At 70.8% G+C, this 24,431-nt stretch carries 21 protein-coding genes; 9 read left to right on the top strand and 12 right to left on the bottom strand.

The features are described from left to right. Window positions 1–52: 52 nt before the first annotated feature. From AC1PMG_RS13610 to AC1PMG_RS13600, 3 genes are read right to left on the bottom strand one after another with little or no spacing between them, the layout of a single operon-like run. Complete coding sequence (locus tag AC1PMG_RS13610) at window positions 53–832, bottom strand: LytR/AlgR family response regulator transcription factor (RefSeq protein WP_481109230.1); 780 nt, start codon at window positions 830–832, stop codon at window positions 53–55. After that, complete coding sequence (locus AC1PMG_RS13605; RefSeq protein ID WP_481109229.1) at window positions 829–1,908, bottom strand: sensor histidine kinase; 1,080 nt, start codon at window positions 1,906–1,908, stop codon at window positions 829–831. The genes AC1PMG_RS13610 and AC1PMG_RS13605 overlap by 4 nt, the downstream gene beginning before the upstream one ends. A 47-nt stretch (window positions 1,909–1,955) precedes the next feature. Next, window positions 1,956–2,786, bottom strand: a complete 831-nt coding sequence (locus AC1PMG_RS13600; RefSeq protein WP_481109228.1) for a DUF2306 domain-containing protein — start codon at window positions 2,784–2,786, stop codon at window positions 1,956–1,958. A 257-nt stretch (window positions 2,787–3,043) separates the two neighbouring features. Here AC1PMG_RS13600 and AC1PMG_RS13595 point away from each other — a divergent pair, with 257 nt between their 5' ends. From AC1PMG_RS13595 to AC1PMG_RS13585, 3 genes are all read left to right on the top strand, one after another. Continuing rightward, complete coding sequence (locus AC1PMG_RS13595; RefSeq protein ID WP_481109227.1) at window positions 3,044–4,192, top strand: winged helix-turn-helix domain-containing protein; 1,149 nt, start codon at window positions 3,044–3,046, stop codon at window positions 4,190–4,192. Between the two features lie 317 nt (window positions 4,193–4,509). Further along, a complete protein-coding gene (locus tag AC1PMG_RS13590; protein ID WP_481111674.1) occupies window positions 4,510–5,484 on the top strand; it encodes an XdhC family protein in 975 nt (324 codons plus the stop codon). Beyond that, window positions 5,484–6,089 (top strand): nucleotidyltransferase family protein, encoded by a 606-nt coding sequence (locus AC1PMG_RS13585; protein WP_043095661.1) that lies wholly within the window; start codon window positions 5,484–5,486, stop codon window positions 6,087–6,089. The genes AC1PMG_RS13590 and AC1PMG_RS13585 overlap by 1 nt, the downstream gene beginning before the upstream one ends. A gap of 158 nt (window positions 6,090–6,247) precedes the next feature. On the opposite strand, the gene AC1PMG_RS13580 is transcribed toward AC1PMG_RS13585, so the two are convergent. From AC1PMG_RS13580 to AC1PMG_RS13565, 4 genes are all read right to left on the bottom strand, one after another. Next, on the bottom strand, window positions 6,248–8,443 hold the full coding sequence (locus AC1PMG_RS13580; RefSeq protein ID WP_481109226.1) for a xanthine dehydrogenase family protein molybdopterin-binding subunit: 2,196 nt from the start codon (window positions 8,441–8,443) through the stop codon (window positions 6,248–6,250). A gap of 22 nt (window positions 8,444–8,465) precedes the next feature. Then, complete coding sequence (locus AC1PMG_RS13575; RefSeq protein ID WP_481109225.1) at window positions 8,466–9,467, bottom strand: FAD binding domain-containing protein; 1,002 nt, start codon at window positions 9,465–9,467, stop codon at window positions 8,466–8,468. Then, a complete protein-coding gene (locus AC1PMG_RS13570) occupies window positions 9,454–10,287 on the bottom strand; it encodes a 2Fe-2S iron-sulfur cluster-binding protein (protein ID WP_481109224.1) in 834 nt (277 codons plus the stop codon). Before AC1PMG_RS13570 ends, AC1PMG_RS13575 begins: the two co-directional genes overlap by 14 nt. Before the next feature lie 341 nt (window positions 10,288–10,628). Continuing rightward, window positions 10,629–13,019 (bottom strand): TonB-dependent receptor, encoded by a 2,391-nt coding sequence (locus AC1PMG_RS13565; protein WP_481109223.1) that lies wholly within the window; start codon window positions 13,017–13,019, stop codon window positions 10,629–10,631. Between the two features lie 454 nt (window positions 13,020–13,473). On the opposite strand from AC1PMG_RS13565, the gene AC1PMG_RS13560 reads away from it, so the two are divergent. After that, window positions 13,474–13,806: a DMT family transporter gene (locus tag AC1PMG_RS13560; RefSeq protein WP_010343489.1), complete on the top strand. Its 333-nt coding sequence runs from the start codon at window positions 13,474–13,476 to the stop codon at window positions 13,804–13,806. Window positions 13,807–13,863: 57 nt separating this feature from the next. Here AC1PMG_RS13560 and AC1PMG_RS13555 read toward each other — a convergent pair whose 3' ends face one another. After that, entirely contained in the window at window positions 13,864–15,936 is a 2,073-nt protein-coding gene (locus tag AC1PMG_RS13555; protein ID WP_481109222.1) for a TonB-dependent receptor, read from the bottom strand. Window positions 15,937–16,091: 155 nt separating this feature from the next. On the opposite strand from AC1PMG_RS13555, the gene AC1PMG_RS13550 reads away from it, so the two are divergent. Continuing rightward, a complete protein-coding gene (locus AC1PMG_RS13550) occupies window positions 16,092–16,505 on the top strand; it encodes a MerC domain-containing protein (protein ID WP_019801916.1) in 414 nt (137 codons plus the stop codon). Between the two features lie 111 nt (window positions 16,506–16,616). Next, a complete protein-coding gene (locus AC1PMG_RS13545) occupies window positions 16,617–16,802 on the top strand; it encodes a 30S ribosomal protein THX (RefSeq protein ID WP_017911843.1) in 186 nt (61 codons plus the stop codon). A gap of 188 nt (window positions 16,803–16,990) precedes the next feature. Here the strand turns inward: AC1PMG_RS13545 and AC1PMG_RS13540 are convergent, their stop codons facing one another. The 4 genes from AC1PMG_RS13540 to AC1PMG_RS13525 form a co-directional block, all read right to left on the bottom strand. After that, window positions 16,991–18,412: a chloride channel protein gene (locus AC1PMG_RS13540; RefSeq protein WP_481109221.1), complete on the bottom strand. Its 1,422-nt coding sequence runs from the start codon at window positions 18,410–18,412 to the stop codon at window positions 16,991–16,993. A 330-nt stretch (window positions 18,413–18,742) separates the two neighbouring features. Beyond that, on the bottom strand, window positions 18,743–20,017 hold the full coding sequence (locus tag AC1PMG_RS13535; RefSeq protein WP_481109220.1) for an alkaline phosphatase family protein: 1,275 nt from the start codon (window positions 20,015–20,017) through the stop codon (window positions 18,743–18,745). Window positions 20,018–20,139: 122 nt separating this feature from the next. Next, window positions 20,140–20,667 carry a methylated-DNA--[protein]-cysteine S-methyltransferase gene (locus tag AC1PMG_RS13530; protein ID WP_481109219.1) on the bottom strand — a complete coding sequence of 176 codons (528 nt, stop codon included), beginning with the start codon at window positions 20,665–20,667 and terminating at the stop codon, window positions 20,140–20,142. Further along, window positions 20,664–22,136 (bottom strand): DNA-3-methyladenine glycosylase 2 family protein, encoded by a 1,473-nt coding sequence (locus AC1PMG_RS13525; RefSeq protein ID WP_481109218.1) that lies wholly within the window; start codon window positions 22,134–22,136, stop codon window positions 20,664–20,666. The genes AC1PMG_RS13530 and AC1PMG_RS13525 overlap by 4 nt, the downstream gene beginning before the upstream one ends. 170 nt (window positions 22,137–22,306) lie before the next feature. On the opposite strand from AC1PMG_RS13525, the gene AC1PMG_RS13520 reads away from it, so the two are divergent. From AC1PMG_RS13520 to AC1PMG_RS13510, 3 genes are all read left to right on the top strand, one after another. After that, window positions 22,307–23,389: a COG3904 family protein gene (locus AC1PMG_RS13520; protein WP_481109217.1), complete on the top strand. Its 1,083-nt coding sequence runs from the start codon at window positions 22,307–22,309 to the stop codon at window positions 23,387–23,389. Window positions 23,390–23,475: 86 nt separating this feature from the next. Continuing rightward, the gene (locus AC1PMG_RS13515) at window positions 23,476–23,763 is read left to right on the top strand and encodes a hypothetical protein (RefSeq protein ID WP_267084753.1); all 288 of its coding nucleotides are present in this window, start codon (window positions 23,476–23,478) and stop codon (window positions 23,761–23,763) included. 64 nt (window positions 23,764–23,827) lie between these two features. After that, window positions 23,828–24,415 carry a DUF4019 domain-containing protein gene (locus tag AC1PMG_RS13510; protein ID WP_481109216.1) on the top strand — a complete coding sequence of 196 codons (588 nt, stop codon included), beginning with the start codon at window positions 23,828–23,830 and terminating at the stop codon, window positions 24,413–24,415. Window positions 24,416–24,431: the final 16 nt, after the last annotated feature.

Genomic DNA, 24,431 nt, shown 5'->3' with positions numbered 1-24,431 from the left:
CCGCGATGCAGGTGCCGTCGTTCCCGTCTTGCGGGGTTACCGCCGGGCGGCTTTACATCGCCCGGAACAGCGGCAAGTAGCTGCGGCTGACCGGCAGCGTCTCGGGGCGGCCGCGCAGGTGGATCTGTGCGGTCTCGTTGTCGCCGCGCACCACATGCAGGATCGCGCGGCGGTTGACCACCACCGCGCGGTGCACCTGCTGGAAGTCGTCTGGATCCAGTTGTGCGGCCAGCTCCTTGAGCGGCGCGGCCACGATCGAGGTGCATGCCTTTCCGTCCGGGTCGCGCCAGGCCACGCTGGTGTACTTGCTGTCCGAGCGCAGGTAGTCGATGGCCTCCACCGCGATCAGGCGCACGGTGCCGCCGCTCTGCGCCTGCAACCAGCGCAGCGGGGCGGGGCGCTCGGGCGGGCGCAGCCGTTCCGCCAGGCGCAGCAGGTGCTCGGTGAGGTCGGCCGCCGGTTGCGCGGCCTGCAGGCGCTGTTGCAGCCGTCCGACGGTATCGGCCAGGCGTGCGTCCTGCACCGGCTTGACCAGATAGTCGAGCGCGCCTTCGGCAAAGGCCTGCACCGCGTAGTCGGTGTAGGCGGTGACGAACACCAGGTGCGCGCGCCGGCCAATCTGCTGCGCGGCCTGCACGCCGGACAGGCCTGGCATCTGGATGTCGAGCAGGCAGATCTGCGGCGCGTGTTCCTCGAACAGGCGCACCGCCTCGCGGCCGTTGCGTGCCTCGGCGACGATCCGCAACTCGGGCCACAGGCGGGCAAGCTGACGCCGCAAGGCCTCGCGCAGCAGCGGTTCGTCGTCGGCGATCAGCGCGGTGGGCGGGATCATCGTGGCGGTACCGTCATCGGCAGGCTGAGATCGGCGCAGGTGCCGTGCGGCAGGCGTGGACGCAACTGCAGCTGTGCCGTATCGCCGAAGCCAAGCGCGAGGCGGTCGCGCAAGGTGCGCAGGCCGGTGCCCAGCCCGCCGCGGCCGTCGTCCTCTCCGGCCCCGCTGTCCTCCACCCGCAGATGACAGCGCTCGCCGCTGCGCCAGGCGCGAATGGCGATGCTGCCGCCTTCCTCGGATGGATCGATGCCATGCTTGACCGCGTTCTCGACCAAGGTCAGCACGGCGAGGGTTGGGCAGCGCACCTCCTGCACCGCGTCCTCGGCGTCGATCGCATAGCGCAGCCGGTCGGGCATTCGCATGTGCATCAACTCCAGGTAGGCGCGCGCCAGCGCCAGTTCGTCGCCCAGCGTACTGGTGGCGTCGTGCAGGCGCGGCACCGCGGCGTGCAGGTAGGCGATCAGGCTGCGCATCAGCTCCGCGGCCCGCGGCGAACCGACATCGATCAGGGCCTGCACGTTGGCCAGGGTGTTGAACAGAAAGTGCGGGGCGACCTGGCGCTGCAACAGCTGCAGGCGCGCGTCCAGCGCCTCGCGCTCCAGTTCGCTGCGCTCCAGCGCGAATGCCAGCGCCTGATGCCGGGCCAGGGCATCCTTTTGCCGGACCAGGGCCGCCAGGGCCATCCATGGCGCGATCAGCACGCCGACGATGGTGAGCGTGGCGAAGCCGGCCAGCCGATCCGAGTCCTGCCAGAACGGCGGCGCACCGGCTTGAGTGGAGCCCAGGTAGATCAGCAGCGTCGTCGTCGGGATCGCCAGTGCGACGCCGAACACCTGCAGCGCCCAGCGCGCCAGCCAGCGCGGCAGCCGTGGTGGCCAACGTTCGAACAGCGTGTAAGCACCCAGTGCGGCCGCGCCCAGCATCAGGCTACGGGCCAGGACGGGCAGGGGACTGTCCCAACTCAGGCTCATCAGCAGACCGAGCGCGCCGGAGACCAGGAACACCGGCACGATGCGCGCCCAGGCCAGCAGCGCGGGTGCGCGCGGCGGTGCGGGGAGCGGGGACGGAGGCGACATGGCCGCGAGCATACCGGAGCGTGGGCGTCGGGCGCGGCGGCCGTCGCTCAGGCGTGCCGCAGCACCGGCCACCACATGCCCATGATCGCCGCGAGGGTGCCGACCAGGGTGGCCGCGCTCATCGCGGCGACCACCACCGCCGCCAGCCACTGCGGGCCGCTGCGGCGGCTGTCGAGCGCACGCAGATACAGTTCCAGTACGGCCAGCGGCAGCAATACCTGCGCGAACGCCAGCGCGGTCAGCGTCGGCCCGACGAAACGGTCCGGATCGAAACCGACCGGCGCCTGGTTGACGGCCAGCCAGCCCATCAACCCGATCCGGAAGAACCACACGCCGCTGACCGCCAGGAACAGGCGTAGCGCCCAGCGCCGATGCGCCGGCCACTGGCTGCGTCGGGCATGGCGCCAGGCCATGGCCACGCACAGCAGGATCAGCACCGCATTGGCGCTGGTGCCCAGATGCTGCCCCAGGTCGCCGGCGACGCCGCCGCGGATCCAGATCATCGCCAGCCCGCCCAGGCTGAGGACGACGGCACCGGCGAGATAGATGCGTCCGTTCCAGCGGTGCATGGCCGGGCGCAGGCGCCGCAGCGTCGGCAGCAACTGGACTGCGCCACCGAGCACGATCGCCACGGCCAGGCCCAGGTGCAGCGCCAGCACCGCATTGAACACGGTGTCGCCGGCGACATGGCCGCGCGCCATGACCTGGTTCCAGCGCTCTGGGTTGCCGGCCAGCGCGGTGCGTCCGTAGAAGCCGGCGACATAGGCGGCGAAGACGAGCTGGCCGCCGATGGCAATGCTCGTCCACAGCGCCGCGGCGCCGCGCAGCAGTCGTGGCGCCCAGCGTTGCCCGGCCTTCGGCCGCGGCGGCCTCGCCAAGTGTGACGTGGTGGGAGCGAGGTGGCGCGGCGTGGAGGTGATCGAGGGCATGACGGCGTGAGCGACGGTGGCGGTGGCACGCAGTGTCAATAGCGCGGCGCTGCCGCACCTGCGCGATCGGACAGGCGGCGGCCATGGCGGACGAAGTGCGGCAGACGCCGACAAAACGCACGGCGACCCATGCAATGCGCTCCGCAATGCGCAACCCGGGTTGCTATCCTCGTGGGCGCCACCGCATTGCCAGGAATCTCGTTCCGATGCGCACTCCCGTCGCTTCTGTCCCGCTCGCGCCCGCACGGGCGCGCGCACTGTGGCTGCATGCGCAGCGCCTGACCACCCCGGCGCCATTCGGCCGTGGCGCCGAGGCGGTGCAGCAGGCCACTGCGCACCTGGGCTATGTGCAGATCGACACCATCCACGTGATCGCGCGCAGCCACCACCACGTGCTGTATACGCGCATTCCCGACTACCGCGAGCAGGACCTGGAGCAGGCGCAGTCGCAGCACAAGTCGCTGTTCGAGTACTGGACGCATGCGCTGGCCTACGTGCCGGTCGCCGACTACCGCATGTACGTGGCGCAGATGGCACGCCGGCGCGCGCAGGCCGATGCCAGGGGCACGGTGGATGCGCAGGATTACGCGCGCTTGCTGCGGCGCATCCGTAGCGAGGGGCCGTTGTCGATCCGCGACATCGACGACGAGGTGCTGGTCGAGAAGACCCATCCGTGGGGCAGCCGCAAGCCATCGCGGGCCGCGTTGCAGTACGGCTTCTTCAGTGGCGACCTGGTGGTCAGCCAGCGCAGCGGCATGCTCAAGACCTATGAACTGGCTGCACGGCACTTCGGCTGGCGGCAGCGGCCGCGTCCGGTCAGCGAGGCGCACTATGCGCGCTACCTGCTGCAGCGTGCGTTGCGCGTGCAGGGCATCGTCGGCGTGGACTCGGTCTGCTATGGCGAGACCGCCGCCAAACCGGCGGTGCGTGCGTTGATCGCCGCGGAAGTGGCGCGCAAGCGCCTGCGCCCGGTGCATCTGCAGGGCCAGGAAAGCGTGGCCCTGTGGGCCGAGCCGGAGCTGCTGGACAGTGTGCCGCCACCGCCGGATCCGACGCGGGCGCTGCTGCTGTCGCCGTTCGATCCGCTGGTGATCCAGCGCAAGCGGCTCCAGCAGTTCTTCGACTATACCCACCGCTTCGAGGCCTATGTGCCCGCGCCGCAGCGGGTGCTGGGCTACTTCGCGCTGCCGGTGCTGGTCGGCGACCGTATCGTCGCCGCGCTCGATCTGAAGATGGACCGTCGCGCCGGCCGCCTGCTGATCCAGCAATGGACCTGGCTGGAACCGCGGCGACCGGCGCTGCAGGCGACGATCGACGCAGCGTTGCAGCGGTTCGAACGCTTCCATTTGCTGTAGCCGGGTGCTGCCGCCGCCAGGTATGGCTTGCGGCGGCACAACTCGCGCCAACGGCATCCGCGGCGCAGCGCCGGACTTCTAGATGGTGCCGCGCATCCCTGATCGCATGCGTAGGACGGTTGCCGCCTTTTTGCGCTGCCGTCGCCGCGAACCCGACGCCCACACACAGCGGCCAGGGTCACCTCGCGACCACAGGCCGCCGCTTAGGCTCGGGTTTCCCACGTTGCCTGTGCCGCCGCATGTCTGCCGCCCGACACTGTCTCCATGCTGCAATCGACGCCTGCCGGCGCGGCACGCCCGCGGTCCTGGCCGTGGCGATGGCGCGCGAAGGCTCCACCTACGCGCATGCCGGGGCGATGGCCTTGTTCGGCCCCGATGGTGCACAGCAAGGTTGGCTCAGCGGCGGGTGCCTGGAGCCGGAGATCGCGCGCTGCGCCGCGGAGGCCGCCGTCGCCGGCATGCCGGTGTGGATGGACATCGATACGCGCGAGGACGAAGACCTGCTGTCGGGTTCGTCCGCCGGTTGCCGGGGCCGCCTGCACCTGGCCTTGCTGCCGCTGCTCGCCTTGCCCGGCTTCGACGGGCTGGCGCAGGCCTGGCTGGAGGGGCGCGGTGGCTTGACCCTGGCGCTCGAGGCCGACGGTCGCATCGCCGCCAGCGTGGCCGCGCACGCGTTGCGGTGGTGCCTGCCTTGGCACGCGCTGTCTGCGGCGCCGCCGCGCGCCGGCGAAGTGCAGGTGCCGCCGCCGCCGAGGGTCAGCGTCTTCGGTGCCGGCCCGGAAACCCCGGTGTTGCTGCCCCTGCTGCGTCAATTGGGCTGGATGACCACCCTGGTCGAGCAGCGGCCGCGCTGGTCTGCGTTGGCGGCGCTGGCCGACCGCGCCCTGGCATGCACGCCGACCCGCGCCCTGGCCGACTGTGACGGCAGCGATGCGGCGCTGGTGATGCACCACAATTTCGAACTGGATCGCGAAGCGCTGGACGCGCTGGCCGGTAGCGCGATTCCGTTCCTCGGCCTGCTGGGACCGGTGCGGCGGCGTGAGGACCTGTTCCGTTTGCTGAGCCCGACGCAATGCGCGCAGTTGTCGCCACGCCTGCATTCGCCGATCGGGCTGCGCCTGGGAGGCAACGGCGCGGAGGCGATCGCGCTGAGCATCGCCGCGCAGTTGCAGGCCAGCCGGGCGGCGCCGCCGCGGCTGAGTGCGGTCGCGCAGGCGAGCGACAGGCCGCGGCGATCGCACCGCGATGCGCTGACGGCAGCGCCGCGATTGCTGGCCGAGGGCGCCAGGTGATGGCGCAGGCGCACGCGGCGCTGATCCTGGCCGCGGGTGGCAGCCGCCGCCTCGGCCGTCCCAAGCAGACGCTGACCAGCGATGGCGAGCCGCTGCTGCGCAAGGTCGTGCGCCTGGCGCTGTCCACGGCGCCGGCGCGTTGCGTGGTGGTGCTGGGTGCGCAGGCCGAGGCGCTGCACCCGCTGCTGGAGGGATTGCCGGTGGAATGCGTGCGCAATCCGGACTGGTCCACCGGCATGGGCGGCAGCCTGGACTGCCTGCGTGCGGCGGTAGGCGACGATGCCGCGATCACCCACAGCCTGGTGCTCGGCTGCGACCAGCCGGCGCTGGCCGCGGCGCATCTGCAGGATCTGCTGGCGGCGGCCGCGCGGGCGGCGTCCGGTTGCGCGGTGAGCGCCTACGCCGGCGTGCGTGGCATGCCGGCGGTGGTGGCGCAGCAGCGCTGGCGCACGCTGCCATTGGGCGGCGACCAGGGCTTGCGCGCGTTGTTCGCAACGCTGGCGCCGGACAGCCTCGGCTGCATCGTCGCGCCGGCCTTGGCGCTGGACCTGGACACGCCGGAGGATGTGCAGGCGGCGGTGGCGAAGGGGTGGCTGGATCCGTAGCGGTTGCATCGGCCGCGGTGTTGCGGCGACCGACGCCCCCCCTTGTAGGAGCGGCTTCAGCCGCGACAGGCATTCCCGGTAACGCCTGTCGCGGCTGAAGCCGCTCCTACGAGAGCAAACTGCGCGCAAAAACGCGGCGCAGCACGCGGCGATCGCACTCAGCCGATCAACTTGTCCGGGGTGATCGGCAGGTCGCGGATGCGCTTGCCGGTGGCGTGGAACACGGCGTTGGCGATGGCCGCGGGAATGCCGACCATGCCCAGTTCGCCCATGCCCTTGACCCCGAGTGGGTTGACGATGGTGTCGTCCTCTTCGACGAACATGGTCTGGATCTCGTGCACGTCGGCGTTGACCGGCACGTGATAGTCGGCCAGCGAGGCGTTGAGCATGCGCCCGTAGCGATGGTCGATCTCGGTGCCTTCGCTGAGCGCCATGCCGATGCCCATCACCACGCCGCCGATTTCCTGGCTGTGCGAGGTCAGCGGATTCATGATCTTGCCGCAGGCGGTGGCTTCGATGACCCGCGTCACCTGCACCATGCCGGTATCCGGATCGACCTTGACCTCGATGAACTGGGCGCCGTGCGCGGCGGTGGCGTACTGCTTGCGCTCGGCCGAGGGTTTGGATTCGTGCACCACTTCCAGTTCCTGCAGGCCGTGCTGGCGCATCAGCTTGGCGACCTCCAGGCCGGCGTCGGGCTTGCCGGTCGGGCGCAGCTGGCCATCGACCAGTTCCACCGCATCCACGTCCAGCCCGCTGAATGCGGACTGCCCATCCTGCCTGGCCAGTTCCAGCAGCTTGCCGCGGATCTCGCGCGCCGCGCCGTGGATCGCGCTGCCGACGCTGGCGGTGGTCCATGAGCCGCCCTGCGCCGGCGCCTTGGGCAGGCGGGTATCGCCGAGTTCGAACTGCACGCGCTTGGCGTCGATGCCCAGGTACTCGGCGGCGATCAGGGTCATCACCGTGTAGGTGCCGGGGCCGATATCGGAAGTGGCACTGCCGACGCGGGCGCTGCCGTCGGCCTTCAGCACCACCCGTGCCAGCGCCGGCATCTGCATCGACGCCCAGGTGCCGGTGGCCATGCCCCAGCCGACCAGCAGGCGGCCGTCGCGCATCGAGCGCGGCTCGGGCGTGCGCTTGCTCCAGCCGAAGGTCTCGGCGGCGAGCGCGTAGCACTCGCGCAGCGCCTTGCTCGAGAACGGCTTGCCGCTCTCCGGATCGGTCTCGGCGTAGTTGGCCAGGCGCAGTGCCAGCGGATCCATCTTCAGCGCGTAGGCCAGTTCGTCCATCGCGCACTCGATGCCGAACATCTGGCTGATGGTACCGGGCGCGCGCATTGCCTGCGGCGTCGGCAGGTCGGTCTCCACCACCTCGAAGCGGTCCTCCACGTTCGGGCAGGCGTACAGCGAGCGCGCGTTGCGGAAGATGGCCTCGTTGAACGCCTCGATGCGCGAGGTGTTGAGCACGTGCCGGTAGCGGATCGCCTGCAGCGTGCCCGCGGCATCGGCGCCCAGGCCCAGCTCCACGCGGTAGTAAGGCCGGTACCCGTGGCCGCTGAACATCTGCCGCCGGGTGTAGACGATCTTCACCGGCAGGCCGACCGCCTTGGAGACCGCGCCGAGCAGGAAGGTGTAGTAGTTGGGGCGCAGGCAGGAGCCGAACGCGCCTCCGACGAACAGCGAGACCACGTTGACCTTGTCCATCGGAATGCCGAAATAGCCGGCCAGCTGCTCGCGGTCCTGGTAGACGTTCTGGCTCTTGTTGACCACGGTCAGGGTGTCGCCGATCCAGTAGCCGATGCCGCCGTGCGGCTCCATCGGGTTGTGGTGCTCCACAGGCATCGTGTACGCGGCCTCCAGCTTCACCGGCGCGGCGGCGAACGCGGCCGCCGGGTTGCCGCGCGGCTTGGGCGAGTCTTCCGGGGTCGGATCGTGCGCCTGGTCGAGCAGCGCGTCGAAGTCGGTGTGCGCGGGCTCGGTGGCGTAGTCCACCTGGATCAGTCGCGATGCGTGCCGCGCCTGCTCGAAGGTGGTGGCCACCACCACCGCGATCGGCTGCGCGTTGAAATGGATGCGATCGTCGACCAGGGCACGGAACGACAGGTCCTCGCCTTTCTTCTTGACCGCGTCGGACACCGGCTTGATCGCATTGAGGTGGGTCAGCACCTTGATCACGCCCGGCGCGGCTTCGGCGGCGCGGGTGTCGATGCGCACGATGCGGCCCTTGGCGATGGTGCTGGTGAGGATGTAGCCGTGGACCAGATGCGGGATCTGGAACTCGGCCGCATAGCGCGCCTTGCCGGTGACCTTGGCGTAGCCGTCGACGCGGCGCATTTCCTTGCCGATGTAGTTCATTGCCGGTTCTCCGGTTGGCCGCTCACGCGGCATCGCTGCCGCTGGCGCGGTGCAGGGCGCGGACCATCGCGTGCGTGCCCATCGGGATCTTGTAGGCGTTGTGCGCCAGCGGCCGCGCCGCGGCCATCTCGGCCTGTGCGGCGGCGGCGAAGGCGGTCTCGCCGACATGCTGCCCGACGAGCGCACGTTCTGCCGCGTGCGCGCGCCAGGGTTTGTGCGCCACCCCGCCCATGGCGATGCGCGCTTCGCGGATGCGTCCATCCGGTTCCAGCGCCAGCGCCGCGGCCACCGAGACTAGCGCGAACGCATAACTGGCCCGGTCGCGCACCTTCAGGTAGTGGCTGTGTGCGGCGAAGCTCTGCGCAGGCAGCGTGATCGACTCGATCAGTTCGCCGTGCGCCAACTGGTTGTCCAGGTCGGCGCGTGCGTCCGGCAGCACGTGGAACTCGGCAAACGGGATCTCGCGGTGTGCGCCGGCTGGCGTGCGTACGTTGACCGTCGCGTCCAACGCGGCGAGCGCCACGCACATGTCCGACGGATGCACCGCCACGCACTGCGCGCTGTGGCCGAAGATGGCGTGGGTGCGGTTAAGCCCCTCGCGCGCGCCGCAGCCGCTGCCCGGTTCGCGCTTGTTGCAGGGCAGGGCGGTGTCGTAGAAGTAGCCGCAGCGCGTGCGCTGCAGCAGGTTGCCGCCGTTGCTGGCCATGTTGCGCAGCTGCATCGTGGCCCCGGCCAGGATCGCCTGGCTCAGCAACGGATAGCGTTGACGCACCAGAGGATGATTGGCGGTCTGCGTGTTGTTGGCGAGCGCGCCCAGGCGCAGGCCGCCATCGGCGGTTTCGGCGATCTCGGCCAGGCCCTTGAGCCGGGTCAGGTCGACGATCTCGTCGGCACCGGTCACCCCTTCCTTCATCAGGTCGAGCAGATTGGTGCCGCCGCCGAGGAAGCGCGCGTTCGGGTTGGCGGCGACACGGCGCACCGCGTCCTCCGGCGATGTCGCACGCTGATACTTAAACGGCGTCATCGGCCACCTCCTTCGCCATCTTCAGGGCGGTCAGTTCGGACTGGTCGACATAGCGCCAGGTCAGCGGCCGCGGCGCGCCGCCGCTGTGCACGTCTTGGATCGCGGCGACGATCTTCGGGTAGGCGCCGCAGCGGCAGATGTTGCCGCTCATGCGCTCGCGCACCTCGGCGTCGCTGAGTTCGGTGACCGGCCGGCTGACGTCGGCGCTGACGTGGCTGGCGTCGCCGCGCTTGATCTCGTTGAGCAGCGCCACGGCAGAGCAGATCTGTCCCGGCGTGCAGTAGCCGCACTGGAATCCGTCGTGCTGCACGAACGCGGCCTGCATCGGATGCAGCCGCTCGCCGTCGGCCAAGCCTTCGATGGTGGTGATCTGCGTGTCCTCGGCCTGCGCGGCCAGGGTCAGGCAGGAGAGGCGGCGCTCGCCGTCGACGATCACCGTGCAGGCGCCGCACTGGCCGTGATCGCAGCCCTTCTTGGTACCGGTCAGCGCCAGATGTTCGCGCAGCGCGTCCAGCAGCGTGGTCCGTGGATCCAGCTGCAGGGCATGGCGCTGACCGTTGACCTCCAGGACCACCGGTAAGGCGTTCTGCGGCGGCGCGGCCTTGGCGGCCGGCGCGGCAAACGCGGCCTCGCTGAAGAGGATCTGCCCGCCCGCGCTGCTCAGGCCGGCGGCCGAGAGCAGGGCAATGAATTCGCGGCGCGAGAGGCCGTTGATGCCGAGTCGACGCGCGAGCGCGGCCTCGTCCTCGCTCAGCGGGGTGTCGCGCGCGCTGTCGGCGGCGCCGGACGCGTCAGCGGAACGGTGGGGCTCATGCTGCATCGGTCTCTCCTGCCTGGGGACCGCCACCGCGCGCGTCATGGCGCCGCAGGAAGCGAGTCGACCTGGGTAGCAGCGCCATCGCGGCGCCGGCGTACGGGCACGCATCGGAACCCGGCCGCCAGCATCGCGGCGGTACCGCGAAGGGATTGCGAAGAGGGCGCGAAGGGAGGGTGTCGAGGCAGTGATACGGACGGGTGGCCGTACTGGCTCGGGATGCGCGTGCATGCGCTCCTGCAGATGCCGTCGTCGCCACGACAGGCGCCCGATTGCGCCTGTCATGGTCGGCGCCACGCGACGCCAGTGCAGCGATGGCGTCGCGTGCGTCTGCGATGCGTCAGGCGCTACCAGCGATACGCCACCGACGCCTGATACTGGCGGCCGGCGATCGGGCGGCCCATGAACACGCCGCCGGTGGCCGCGCCGGGCACGCGTACATTGCCCTCGGTCAGGCCCAGCGTGTCGGTCACGTTGCTGCCGCTGACGGTGAACTCCCAGTGCTCGCCGCTGTGCAGGCTGGCACCGACGTCGAGCATGTCGTAGGACGGCAGGCGCTGGCTGTTGGCCAGGTCGGCGTAGCGTTCGCCGATGTAGGAATAGGTGGCGAACACGCGCAGGTCGCCGAACGGCAGCATCCAGTAGTAGCTCGGCGTCAGCCGGAACTGCCGCTTGGGCTGGCGCATGACCTGGTTGCCGGTGTACTCGCGGTAGTTGCGGTACTTGGCGTCCAGCCACACCCCGGTGCCGGCCAGTTCGAAGCCGCCGAACGGGCGGATCGCGCCTTCCACTTCCAGGCCGTAGGCGCGCGAATCGCCGACCGTGGTGAAGTTGCTGCCGTTGGCCAGGAAGGCCTGGAACGGCGAATTCCTGAAGGTGTTGTAGAACGCGGTGAGGTACAGGTCGTAGTTGGCCGCGCCCGACTTCAATCCCAATTCGTACTGCCGGATGTCCTGCACCTTGGTCTGCCCGTCGCGCAGGTTGTCGAAGCCGGGAAACTTGACCCCGGAATTGACCCGCGCGAACACGCTGTTGTGCGCGTCGAGCTTGTAGTTGAGCCCGGCGGTCCACGACAGCGCGTTGTCGTCCTGGTCGATGCGCCGCGCGCTCGGCAGCGAGATCGAGGTGGCATTGTCGTAGAGCGTGGCCGGATTGCCGTCCAGGTCCACGGTGGCGGTGTCGTGCACCGTGCCGGTGACACGCTGACGCTCGTAGCGCACGCCCAGGTCCAGGCGCAGGCGGTCGTCCAGTTCCCATTCGTCGGCGACGAACACCGCGGCGTTCTCGCCCCGGTAGTGCGCGCGCAGGGCCAGGAAGGCGGTGCTGGTGAAGCCGTCGCGGGTGGGCTGGCGGCCATCGTCCAGGGTCACGTCGATGCGCCGCGCATGGTTCTGCGCGGTCAGCAGCATGGTGTTGCCGAGGTACCAGGTGTCGTTGGAGGTGTACCTGGCGTAGTAGCTGCCCACGGTGAGGGTGTTGCCGGCGAACAGCGCACGGCTCAGGCGCAGGTCGTTGGTGAAGGAGTTCAGGCGCTTGTCCACCGACCACCAGCCGGCTTCCAGCACCTGCTGGTTCGGATCGACCGCGCCGCCACCGTTGGTATAGCGCGCGCTGCCGGTGCTGCCGTAGCCGGCGATGAAGTCGCCCAGCCGCTGCGGCGCGTCGCCGGTGAACAGCGCGTAGGTCGGCGCGGTGCCGCCCATCACGTTGAAGCGGTCGGCGACGGTCCAGTCGCCCACCTCCCAGTTCAGTTCGCCGCCGAACACGTCGATGTTGACGCCGCGGCCGTCGCCCAGATCGCGCTGGATGGTCTGGCCGTTCGGGCCGACCGGCAGGGTGACGTTGCGGAAATCGTCGCTCAGCAGCGTGCCGCGCTGTGCGTCGAGGCCGGGGAAGCTGGACAGGTCGTTGCCGTTGTTGCGCGACAGCAACGGGATCGCGGTGTAGAAGGCGTTGTTGTCGTCGGTGTGGCGCGCATAGAACGACAGTTCGCCGCTGTCCCAGCGCTTGCTCAGGGTGGCGCTGAACTGGCCGCCCTTGTCGGCGGGGAACTGCGGGTCGCGCACCCCGTCGGTCTCGCGGAAGAAACCGCCGACGCTGTAGTACCAGCCGTTGCCCATCGGCCCGCTGTCGAACAGATCGATGCGGCGCAGGGCGTCGCTGCCGCCGGTGACGCGCACGCTGCCTTCCGGCTCGTCCTGGCCTTTCTTCTGGATGAAATTCACCGTGATGCCGGCTTGCCCATTAGAGAAGATCGGGCTGGGGCCGCCGCGCAGCACTTCCATGCGCTCGATGGTGTCGTCGGTGCGGAACAGCGTGGAGTTTTCCAGGAACGACAGGGTCGGCGGCGGGAACAGCGGCGCGCCGTCGAGCTGGAAGGTGACGAATGGCGCATCGCCTTCGGAGGGCATGCCGCGCACGAAGATGTTGGCGCCGGTGCCGCCGCCGCTGGGCTCGGCCCACACGCCGGGCACGATCTTCAGCAGGTCGGCGCTGCTCTGTGGCACCGCCTGCTGGATCTGCTCGGGTGTGGCGGTGGTGATCGAGAAGCTCGCGTCGCGCTTGCGCAGGCCCTTGAAACGCGCGGTGCCGCTGACGACGACGGCATCCAGGGTAGTTGCGTCGGGTTGCGTTGCAGGCGCGGCGGGTGCGTCGGCGCTCTGGGCCAGCGCGGGGGGCGCGAGCAGGGCGGCGGCGACGGACAGGGGCAGCAGATGGCGAAGCGGCGCAAGATGCATGAAGAATCTCTCCTTTCTTCATTCGGAACGATCGGCCGGGATGCGGCACGCGCGTGCGGCGCGCTGCCGCGTCGCATCGGCCGGGACGGCGCGAAGCAGGGGGCGACGCGCGGCGCCCTTTGTAACGCCGTCGGGCGATCGAACCGTTGTGCAGCGCAGTACGGGCCGCGTTTGCGTGACAGGTTGCCCAGGCAGGTCGCCATCGCACCGCAACCTGCGGCGTTCGCTGCGCAGTGCGGCGTCGCTTCGGTTGGTCATGCGTGTGGTCATGCGTGGCGTCGCAGGAGGGACGCAGCCGTGACAGAGATGATCCCGGAATGCCGATCGCGGTCGATTTCCAGAAGGACGCAACGCGCCGCTCCTGCGCAGCGTGCATCCCGGACAAGGGCCGTCGCCATCGTCGCCACGCGCCGCTTGCTATCGTGGCGCGCTGCGCGTCCAGGAGTGTCCTGCAATGAAGAACTGGCTGTTCCTGCTGGTGGCCATCCTCGCCGAGGTGGTCGCGACCTCGGCGCTGAAGGCCAGCGAGGGCTTCACCCGGCTGTGGCCGACGCTGCTGGCGCTGTGCGGTTATGGCATCGCCTTCTACCTGCTGTCGCTGACCCTGCGCAGCGTGCCGGTGGGCGTGGCCTATGCGCTCTGGTCGGGCATCGGCATCGTGTTGATCTCGCTGCTGGCGTGGTGGCGGTTCGGCCAGGCGCTGGACCCGCCGGCGATCGTCGGCATGGCGCTGATCGTCGCCGGCGTGGTGGTGATCAACGTGTTCTCGCGCAGCGCGCCGCATTAGCGGAAACAAAGAGGCCGCCCGAAGGCGGCCTCGTCACGCTGCAGCGAACCCGCCCGATCAGAAGAACAGGCGCACGCCGAACGAGGCGCTGCGGCCGGGCAGCATGACGTCGTCCTTGAGGAACGAGGTATGCACGCGCGCATCCTGGTTGGTCAGGTTGTTGCCGTCCAGGAACACTTCCCAGGCGGTGCTGCCCGCATCCACGTGATAGGCCAGATGCGCATCGACCAGGGTGTAGCCGGCGGTGGGCGTCTCGTTGACCGCCACCTTGTCCTGCTTCTGGTAGCGGGTGGCGCCCAGCGCGGCGCGCCAGTTGCTGGCGTCCCAGCGCAGCTGCGCGCCGTAGCGCGCCGGCGCGATGCGCGGCAGGTTGCCGCCGTCCTTCAGGCGTGCGCGCACGGTGTCGCCGAACACGCGCAGGTCCCACGCGCCGCTGTCGTTGTCGGCCAGGTGGAAGGTGGCCTCGCCCTCGAAACCATGGAACACCGCATCGGCCTGGGTCCACTGGCGGATCGGCAGGAAGTCGTTGTCCTCCTCGTGGAACCACTGGCCGCCGGTGTCGACGATGTAGATGAAGTCGTCGTAGCGGTTGTAGTAGCCGGCGACCTTGGCGTCGACCCAGTCGTTCTTGAAGATCAGGCCCAGCTCGGCCTGGTTGGCCTTCTCGGTCTTCAGGTCGGGGTTGCCGATCTCGTAGGCGAGGGTGGCGATGTGCGGACCGTTGGCGAACAGTTCTTCCTCGGCCGGGGCGCGCTCGGCGTGGTCGAGGTTGGCGGTCAGGCGCCACTGCTCGTTGAAGCGGAAGCCGCCGCTCAGCGACAGGCTCTTCGGAGTGAAATCGCGGTCCACGCCGGTGTCGGTCTCGTACTTGGTCTTGTCCACGCGCGCGCCGACCTCGGCCTGCACGCGGTCCCAGGTGTTGCGCGCCAGCGCGAACACGCCGATGGCGCGGGTGTCGGTCTTCGGCACGAAGGCCTCTTCGCCGGTGGCCTGGAAGGTCGAGTCGCTGCCCTGCACGCCGACCGCGGTCTGCCAGCCGCCGCCCAGCCCGAAGGAGGCCTCCACGCGGCCTTCGTTGGCGCGCTTGTCGAACTTGGTGCCCACTTCCGCGCCTTCGAACTCGGTGTGGGTGTAGGCGGTGTGGCCGAAGCTGTAGCGCAGCGCGCTGCCGTCGCCCCACGGATCGTTCAACGCGCCCTTGAGCTCGAAGCGGTCCTGGTGCAGCTGCAGCGACACGCCGCGCTCGCCGGCGGCCGGATCGCCCGGCTCGCCCGGGTTGCCGTAGTTGTCGCGGAAGCGCGAGATCGACACGCCGACGAAACCCCAGTCGCCGGCCAGCGAGCTGCCGATCGAGCCGACCTTGGACTTGACGAACGAGTTCAGCTGCGGGCCCTGCGGCGTGTCGTAGTCCTTGAGGTTGCGGTACACGCCGTCGGCATGGATCGACAGGCCGCTGCCGTTGCCGGCATCGACGCGGAACATGTCGGTGTTGCCGCTCTTGTCGCCGCCTTCCCAACGCGCTTCGGCACGGCCGTGTACGCCGTCGACCGGGGTCTCGGCGATGCGCCCGTCGACCACGTTGACCACGCCGCCGATCGCACCGGAGCCGTACAGCAGGGTGGACGGACCCTTCAGCACTTCGATCTGGTCGGCCAGGAACGGCTCAACGGCAGGCGAATGATCCTGGCTGACGGTGGACACGTCCTGCGAGGACAGGCCGTCGTTGAGCACCGCCACGCGCGGGCCGTCGAGGCCGCGGATGATCGGCCGGCCCACGCCGGGGCCGAAGTTGGAGCTCTGCACGCCCGGCAGGCTGGCCACGGTCTCGCCGATGCTGGCGCCGCGGTTCTCGTCCAGGCGCTCGCCGGCCAGCACGTCCACCGGCTGGCTCAGCGCACCGGCGGCATCGCGCAGCGGGCTGGCGGTGACCACCACCTGGTCCATGTCCTTCACGTGCCGGTCCTGCTTGTGGCCTGCGCCGTGGCGGCTGTCGCTAGCCGGCGGCGTGGCATCGGCCGCGGTCGTCGCAGTGGTCGGGTCGGCGGCCAGGGCCAGCGACGGGCTCAGCAGGCCAAGCAGGGCCAGGGACAGGGCGGAACGGCGGAACAGGACGGGACGGGGAGAGGGCATGGGCATTCCATTAGGAGGGACAGTCGGGGGCGACGTGCGCGCTGCCGGCACCGCACAGCGGCGGTGGACGGTCGGGGAAGGGGCACGGGACGCGCTGGTCGCCGGCGGCCGAATGTTATATTATTCCGTAACACTTTCAACCCGTGCCGACCGTCATGTCCTCACCGTTCGATCTGCGCGCCGCGCTCGACCGCCTCGGCGCCACCGGTTCGCTGCTGTGCGCGGTGCATTGCGCGGTGTTGCCGCTGGCGCTGGCGGTGCTGCCGTCGCTGGGCCTGGCGATGTGGCTCGGCGAGGGCGTGGAGCGCACTTTGGTGCTGTTCGTGACCTGCCTGGGCTTGTTCAGCCTGGTGCTTGGGTATCGCCGGCACCGCGTGTGGCAGGCGCTGGGATTGCTCATCCTCGGCTTGCTGGCACTGTGGGCCGGGTTGCTGGTGCCGGCGCTGCACCACGCGGTGGCGCCGCACGCGGCGATCATGACCTTCGGCGGCACCCTGGTCGGCCTGGCCCACCTGCTCAACCTGCGCCTGAACCACGGCCACGTGCACGACGCAAGCTGCGCCCATTGAGCGCACGTGGTAGGCTTGCCGCCCTTGCGCGAGGGCGCTGACCGCGTTGGCCTCGCCAAACCCCGTGCATCTCGCGGGGGTTTTCGCAAACACATTCAGGAGTCGATGAGCATGGGTAAGGGTGACCGCAAGACCGCCAAGGGCAAGCGCTATAACGCCAGCTACGGCAATTCGCGCTCGCACAGCGTGAGCAAGGTGGCCGTGGGCGCTGCATCGCCGGCCGCGAAGAAGTCGGTGGTCAAGGCGCCGGCGGTGAAGAAGGCCGTGGCCAAGAAGACGGTCGCCAAGGCTGGCTGAGCCAGCCACCGGTTGCGACGAAAAACGCGGCGCTTGCGCCGCGTTTTTTTATGCCTGGCGTTCATGCCTGGCGGTCGCCGTGAGGCGGAGACAGAAGGTCCTGCAGCGAGGAGGATGGAGCGGGAGGCGAACTCCCCGGTCGTTCGTTTGCCGCTCAGGACACGCGGCCGCTCGAGGCGAGCCGCCGCTCAGTGCGGACGCGGCGCGCTGGGGCCGTCGTCGCGGTCGTCGTGGTCGCTGCCGGCCAGGTCGGCCACCAGCGAGGTCGGCGCGTCCTCTTCGGCGGGCGGCGTGGGCGCCGGCGGCGGCGCCACCAGCAACAGCTCGGCCAGGCCGCGATAGATCGGCGTGCGGCAGACCAGCGCCGAGGCGCCGCGGGCGATCAGTACCGTCGCCAGGATCGGCAGCAGCATGTCGCTGCTGTCGGTGAGTTCCAGCGAGATCACCGCCGAGGTCAGCGGCGCCTGGGTCACCCCGGTCAGATAGGCGCACATGCCCAGCAGCACGAAGACGCGCGGGTCCACGCCCGGCATCAGCACTGCCAGGTTGTGGCCGAGCCCGGCACCGACCGCCAGGGCCGGCGAGAACAGGCCGCCGGGGATGCCGGCCACGTAGGACACCAGGTTCGCCAGCAGCTTCATCAGGCCGAATTCGTGGCCGACGCTGGCGTGCCCCTGCACCAGGCTGCGCGCCTGCTCGTAGCCGGTGCCGAACGCGCCGGCGCCGAAGATCAGGCCCAGCAGCACCAGCGCCAGGCCGCACAGCGCGGCCAGCAGCACCGGCTGGCGCCGGCGCAGGTCGCCCAGCCAGCGTGGCCTGCCGGCGGCGCTGGCCAGCACCATGCGCGAGAAGGCGCCGCCGAGCAGGCCGGCGACCACGCCGCACAGCAGGATCGCCAGCCAGGCCTTGCCCAGCGGCAGGCCGGCGGTGGCGACCCGGCCGAAGTAGGTGTAGTCGCCGAGCAAGCCCAGCGAGATCACGCCGCCGACGATCACCGCGGTCAGCAGGGTGCCGGAAAAATGGTGCTCGAAGCGTCCGCTCAGTTCCTCGATGGCGAACACCACGCCGGCCAGCGGCGTGTTGAACGCGGCGGCGATGCCGGCGGCGCCGCCGGCCAGCAGGAAATGGCTGGCCTGGCGCGCGTCGCGGAAGCCGAACCAGCGCCCGAACACGTACATCAGGCTGGCGCCGACGTGCACGGTGGGGCCTTCGCGGCCGATCGAGGCGCCGCCGAACAGGGCCATGGTGGTCAGCAACAGCTTGCCGGCGGACACGCGCAGCGACAGGTTGGACTGGCGGAAGCCGTCGTCGGGGCGCTCCAGCGCGGCGATCACCTGCGGAATGCCGCTGCCGCGGGTGGGGCGCAGCGCGCCGTTGGTCAGCCAGGCGAGCAGGGCGAACACGCCCGGGGTCAGCAGCAGCGCCCACCACGGCGAATGCGCGGTGATGCGCTGGAACACGTGGAAGGCGGCGTCGCTGGCCTTGGCGAAGACGATGGAGACCAGGGCCACCGCCACCGCGCCGCCCCACAGCACGGCGCGCTGCTTCCAGCTCTCCTGCGAGATCAGTTGGCGCAGGCGCGGTGGTTGCGCGGAGTCGGGCGAATGCATGCGGCCATTGTCGCACGCGTCGCCACGGGCGGGCGTCGCTGCGCCGCGACCATTGTCGTGGCGCTCAGGGCGTGTCACCCATCCCCGAGCATGCCGCGTTGGGTCTGGCAGGCGCGCTGCCGGCGTTGCGTGGCGCAGCGCCTGACTGGCCGTCAGGTCAAGCCGCGCGGCGCCGGCCGCGCGCCTGCCAGACCCAAGCCGAAGGGCCGCGATTGCGCGCGCCCGTGGCCGCGTTATCGCTCGGGCGTGGACGGGCATCCACTTCCTCGCTCTTCCTTGCCACAGGCACGCGCAATCGCGGCGCGGCATGCTCGGGATGGGGGACCCGCCCTAGCGCAGCGCCGGCAGCAGCGCCTGCGGATCGCCGTCGTTGGGGGCGGCGGGAATGCCGAGCAGGCGGGTCAGCAGCGGGTAGACGTCGACGTTGTCGATCGGCGCCAGGGTGACGCCCTGGCGGAAGGCCGGGCCGCGGGCGACGAACACCGCGCGCATCGACGGCAGCGCCGGGTCGTAGCCGTGGGAGCCGCGCAGGCTGCGCGGCTTCTCGGCGATGCGCGCACGCGGCAGCGCATCCCAGCCCTCGTGCATCTGGCACACGATCGGCGGGATGCGCGGATTGCTGCCGTAGTGCCAGCGCGCCGGCAGTTCGCCCTTGCGCCAGCAGTCGTACTGCGGATGCGCGCCGAGCAGGCGCGCCTCGACCGCCGCCTCCTGGCCCGCGCGCGGCGCGATGCCCACCGACTGCCCGTAGCTGATCACCGTGACCTGTTGCGGCGGGACCATCTCCTCGACCGCCAGCACCTGCTTGGGCGGTACCGCGGCCATGCCATGGTCGGAGACCAGCACCAGGTTGATCCGGTCCAGTTCGCCGCGCTGCGCCAGACCGTCGAGCAGATGTCCGATCGCCGCATCGATCTTGGCCACCGCCTGCGCGTACTCGCGCGACTCCGGGCCGTGGTCGTGGCCGGCTTCGTCCACCTGTTCGAAGTACAGCGTCAGCAGCTGCGGACGCGGCGCGTTGGGATCGTCGAGCCAGCCCAGCACCTGGTCGACCCGCGCGTTCGGCGGCATGTCCGCGTCGAAGGCCTGGCGACGGCTGGGGCGCACGCCCTGGATGGCCGCCTCGCTGCCCGGCCAGGCCCACGTCGCCGCGTGCAGGCCGGCCTTCTCGACGCCGACCCAGATCGGCTCGCCGCCCCACCAGCGGCCATCGCTGACCGCGGCGCGATCGCTGAGCTGGAACGTGCCCAGCAGCGGGTCCTGCATGCTGTTGTGGACGATGCCGTGATGGTCCGGGCGCAGGCCGGTGGCGATGGTGTAGTGGTTGGGGAAGGTCAGCGACGGATAGGAGGGCGTCATCCACTGCGCGCGCACGCCGTCGTGGACCATGCGACTCAGGTTCGGGGTGATGCCGCGATCGAGCATGTCCGCGCGCAGGCCGTCGATCGAGATCAGCAGCACCGGCGTGGGCAGCCTCGCCGGTGCGGCGGCGCTGGGTGCGGCGGCCGCGGCGGTCGCGTGCGGCGATGTGGAGGGGGCGGAGGCGCAGGCACCGAGCAGTAGGGTGGCGCAGACGAGCGTGGAGCGCAGGACGGAAGACATCATCGCGGCATCATAAAGCGCGGACGGTGACGTGGCGAAGACAGCGCCTGCCGCGCGCGTGCATCGGTATCCGGGGCGCGCGATGCCGCAGCGCTCGCGGCGTCGCCGCCGCATGGCTGCGACGCTCAGTCGAACAGCGGGGCCATGGTGCCGGCGGCCGCGTCGCCGCCATCGCGTCGCTCCAGCGCCAGCAGCGCGGCCTTGGTCGGCAGGCCGCCACCGAAGCCGGTGAGCGCGCCGTTGGCGCCGATCACCCGATGGCAGGGCAGCACGATCGGCAGCGGGTTGCGGCCATTGGCGGCACCGACCGCGCGCACCGCACGCGGCTGGCCCACATGCTGTGCCAATTGCGCGTAACTCCAGGTCGCGCCGAACGGGATCTCGGCCAGCGCCAGCCACACCCGCCGCTGGAAGTCGGTGCCGTGCGGCGCCAGCGGCAGGTCGAAGTGGTCGCGCTCGCCGGCGAAGTAGGCCAGCAACTGCTCGCGCGCCTCACGCACGGGCGCCGGATCGTGGATCCAGTCGGCGCGGCCGCGGGCGTCGTAGCGGTTCTCGGGGAACAGGATGTGACGCACGCCATCGCTGCCGACGGCGACGGTCAGGATGCCGATCGGAGTATCGAAACGGTCGTAGTACAGCGGGGACGCGGTCATGCGCGGGTCTCCTCGGGAGGATCGTTGGCCAGGTGCCACAGGTGCAGCACCGCGTAGGCGCGCCATGGCCGCCAGGCCTGCGCGCGCGCCTCGGTGGCGCGCTCGCTCAGGCGTGCGCCGTCCGCGCCGAGCATGCGCTGCAGGACCAGGTCGCCGGCGGGGAAGGCGTCGGGCTGGCCGAGCGCGCGCAGGGCGATGTACTGCGCGGTCCAGGCGCCGATGCCGGGCAAGGTGATGGCGTGGGCGACGAAGTCGTCCAGGCGCTGGCCGGCACGGAACGACAGGCGGCCGTCCAGCACCGCCTGCGCCAGCGCACGGATCGTCGCCGCACGCGAACGCGGCAGGCCGATGGCTTCCAGCGGCGCGTCGCGCAGCGCCTGCGGGGTCGGGAAGGCGCGGTCCAGTCCCGGCGGCTGGCCGGGCCGTGCGGCGCCGTGCCGATCGACCAGGCGCGCGGCCAGGGTCGCGGCGCCCGCCACGCTGACCTGCTGGCCGAGCACCGCGCGCACCGCCACTTCGAAGCCGTCCCAGCCGCCTGGCACGCGCAGCCCGGGGCGCCGCGCGATGGCGCGCGCCAGCAGCGGATCGTCGCCGAGCGTGGCATGCACCGCGCGCAGGTCGGCATCCAGGTCGAATACGCGGCGCACCCGGCGCACGATGTCGGGAATGGCGCGCGGATCGGCCGCGGCGATGTGCAGGCGCAGTTCGTGGCGCTGCGGATCGGCCTCGACACGGATGCGCGTGGAGGCCTCGCAGGGGCCGAGCACGCGCTCGTAGCTGGCCTCGCCGATGCGCTCGATGCCGGGGATCGCGCGCTTGCGCAGGAAGGCCAGCATCGCCGGGAAGTCCAGTGGCGGCCGGTAGCCAAGGCGCAGCACCAGATCGCCACCGGGGCTGTCGGTGCGCTGCTTGCGGATCGCCGAGGGCGGCATGCCGCAGCCGTCGAGGAAGGCGGCGTTGAAGCGGCGCAGGCTGTTGAAGCCGGCCGCCAGCGCCACCTGGGTGATCGGCAAGGCGGTCTCGGTGAGCAGTTGCTTGGCCAGCAACAGGCGCCGGGTCGCGTGCACCGCCGCCGGGGTGGCGCCGAGCTGGGCCACGAACAGGCGCTGCAGTTGGCGCGCGCTGATGCCCAGTTCGGCCGCCAGCGCGGCGACGCTGGCGTCCTGCAGCGCGCCCTCGGTGATCAGTGCCAGCGCCCGCCGCACGACTTCTTCGCCCAGGTGCTGCTGCGCCTCCGGCGAGAGTTCGGGGCGGCAACGCAGGCACGGCCGGTAGCCGGCCGCCGCGGCCGCGGCGGCGCTGGGGTAGTAGCGCACGTTGCTGCGCTTGGGCGCCGGCGCCGGGCACACCGGCCGGCAGTAGATGCCGGTGCTGCGCACGGCGGTGAAGAACACGCCGTCGAAGCGCGCGTCGCGGGACTGGCGGGCGCGGTCGTAGAGGGCGTGGTCGGTAGCGGCGAGGGCAGGCATGGCGCCAGTCTAGTCGGCCTCGGCGCGGCGCACTGGCCGTTTTCGGACAGCAATGCCGCGGCTATCGCGTGGCCGCGGTGCCCGCGGTTTAGGCGCAGTTGGGGAGGTTCCGCGCGGCGGCACTAGACTAGGTCCACGGGCGCCTGGCGCCTGTCTTTTTCATGCTCCCAATGGACCCCCGTTTGGCCGCTCCGTTCAGACTCTGCTGGTTGTCGCTGTGTTGCTTGGGCCTCTTGGCCTGCGGGCAGCAGCCGGCGTCGGCACCGCGGACCGTCGCCGACAGCCCGTCCGCCGATGGCGAGCACATGGTCTCGATCGGTACGCCGCCGGCACCGCCGCCGCATGCGGTCACGCCCAAGCGCGATCCGCAGGCCTGGGACGAGGCCACCCTGGAGAACGGCGAGGCCTTCATCAGCTGCGACACCGACTATGCCGCCGAGGCCGGCGATGGCCAGCCGCTGGCCGGGCTGGACCGGCCCGCCGTGGAAGCGGCGCTGGCACCGTGCCGCGAGCGAGGACTGATGCGGGTGCGCTATGTCGGCAAGATCAACGCCGGCTTCGCCGAAATGGTGCGGCGCCTGGCCGAGGTGGCCAGGCAGACCGGCATCGGCAAGCGCGTGCTCGATCTGGATTCCAGCGGCGGCCAGGTCGAGGCGGCGATCCGTGCCGGCGATGCGATCGGCGAATCCGGCTGGACCGTGTGGGTGCGCGAAGGCTCGGTCTGCCACAGCGCCTGCGTGTTCGTGCTGGCCGCCGGCGACAACCGGCTGATCTCCGGCAAGGTCGGCATCCACCGGATGATGCGGATCAGTTCCACCGCGACCTCGCGCGCCGAGCTCAATCGCGAGCTGCAGGAGGTCTATGGCAACGTCAAGGACTACCTGGAGCGCAACGGCGTGGCGGTGGCGGTGGCCGACCTGATGATGACCGTACCCAACCGCAGCCTGCGCCTGCTCACCAGCGACGAACTCAAGCAGTACGGGCTCGACGGCACCAACGCGGTGCAGGACGACCTGGAGCGGATCAAGCAGTTGCGCAAGTGCGGCGACGATTTCGTGCGGCGCAAGGATGCGTTCCTGGTCGCCTTCGACCAGGAGTGCAAGACCCGCAAGGACGTGGACCTGGAGAGCCTGACCGCCTGCGGCCAGGCGCTGAAGCAGCGCTTCGGGTTCCCGGACCAGGCCTGTCCGGCGGAAAGCCCGCTCTCGGAAATCGACGTGGCGACCCTGCCGCTGGCCTCGCCCGGCGCCTGAACGGCCGCTGCGGCGCATGCCGCCCATTCACGTGGCGGGCATGGGCGCGGGACTAGCGTCGCCGCATCCCATCCCGGAGCGCGCGCATGGCCGCCGGAACCCGCTTGATGCTGCGGCTGTACCTGCCCCCGGCGTTGCTGGCGTTGGGCGGTTTCGTGATCGCCGAAGTGCTGCTGCACCTCGCCAATGGCCTGCATGCGCCGTGGCTGGCGCGGACCGGTTCGCTGCTGAGCCTGTTCGGCCTGCTCGCGGCGACCGCGTGGGCGCTGTGGGCGAGTTGGCGTGCCTGGCACCGCCAGCGCTATGCCGCCCCGGCCGCGGCCGCGGTAGTGGCGAGCGAGAATACGGTAGTGGCGAGCGAGGAGACGCCGTAGGGCCGCTGCGCTGGCCCACGCAGGCCGCGTAGACTGCGGCCCTTGCCACCGCCGCTGCCGAGCGATGTCCTTGTCCATCTCCGTCACGTTCCGCCTCACTCCCGTCCTGCTGGCCCTCGTTGCTAGCGCCGCTTCCGCGCAGAACGCGCCCCCGGCATCGTCCGCGCCCGCGCCGACGACTGCCCCGCCAGCGGCACCCGCCGCACCTGCTGCCGCGCCAACGGCGGCACCGAAACCGGCGCCGCGCCATGCCGCCGCTGCCGCGCCCGCGCCTGGACCGCTGGCCAAGCAGGATGCGCAGATGGCCCAGGCCGGCCTGCGCGCCGCGCAGTTGGTCGATGCCGGGCGCACCGGCGAGCTGTGGGACGGCGCCTCGGTTGTGGCGAAGAAGGCGGTGACGCGTGCGGTGTTCGTGCGCGAGATCGACGCCGCGCGTGCGCGGCTGGGCGCGCTGCTCGGCCGCGGCGTCGCCAGCGTGGCGCGGGTGCAGTACGCCGCCGGCTCGCAGGTGCCGCCGGGTACCTACGTCAACATCAGCTTCCCCAGCCGCTTCGCCAATGCGCCGCAGCCTGTGCGCGAGCTGGTGTCGTTGCGGCTGGACGAGGACAAGACCTGGCGCCTGGTCGGCTATCACGTGGCCATGCCCGATTGAGCGGCATGCTGCGCGC

The organism is Xanthomonas sp. NCPPB 2250, assembly GCF_056725265.1.
Note: the sequence above shows the minus strand (reverse complement) of the source record. Positions and strands in the feature narration are given on the sequence as shown.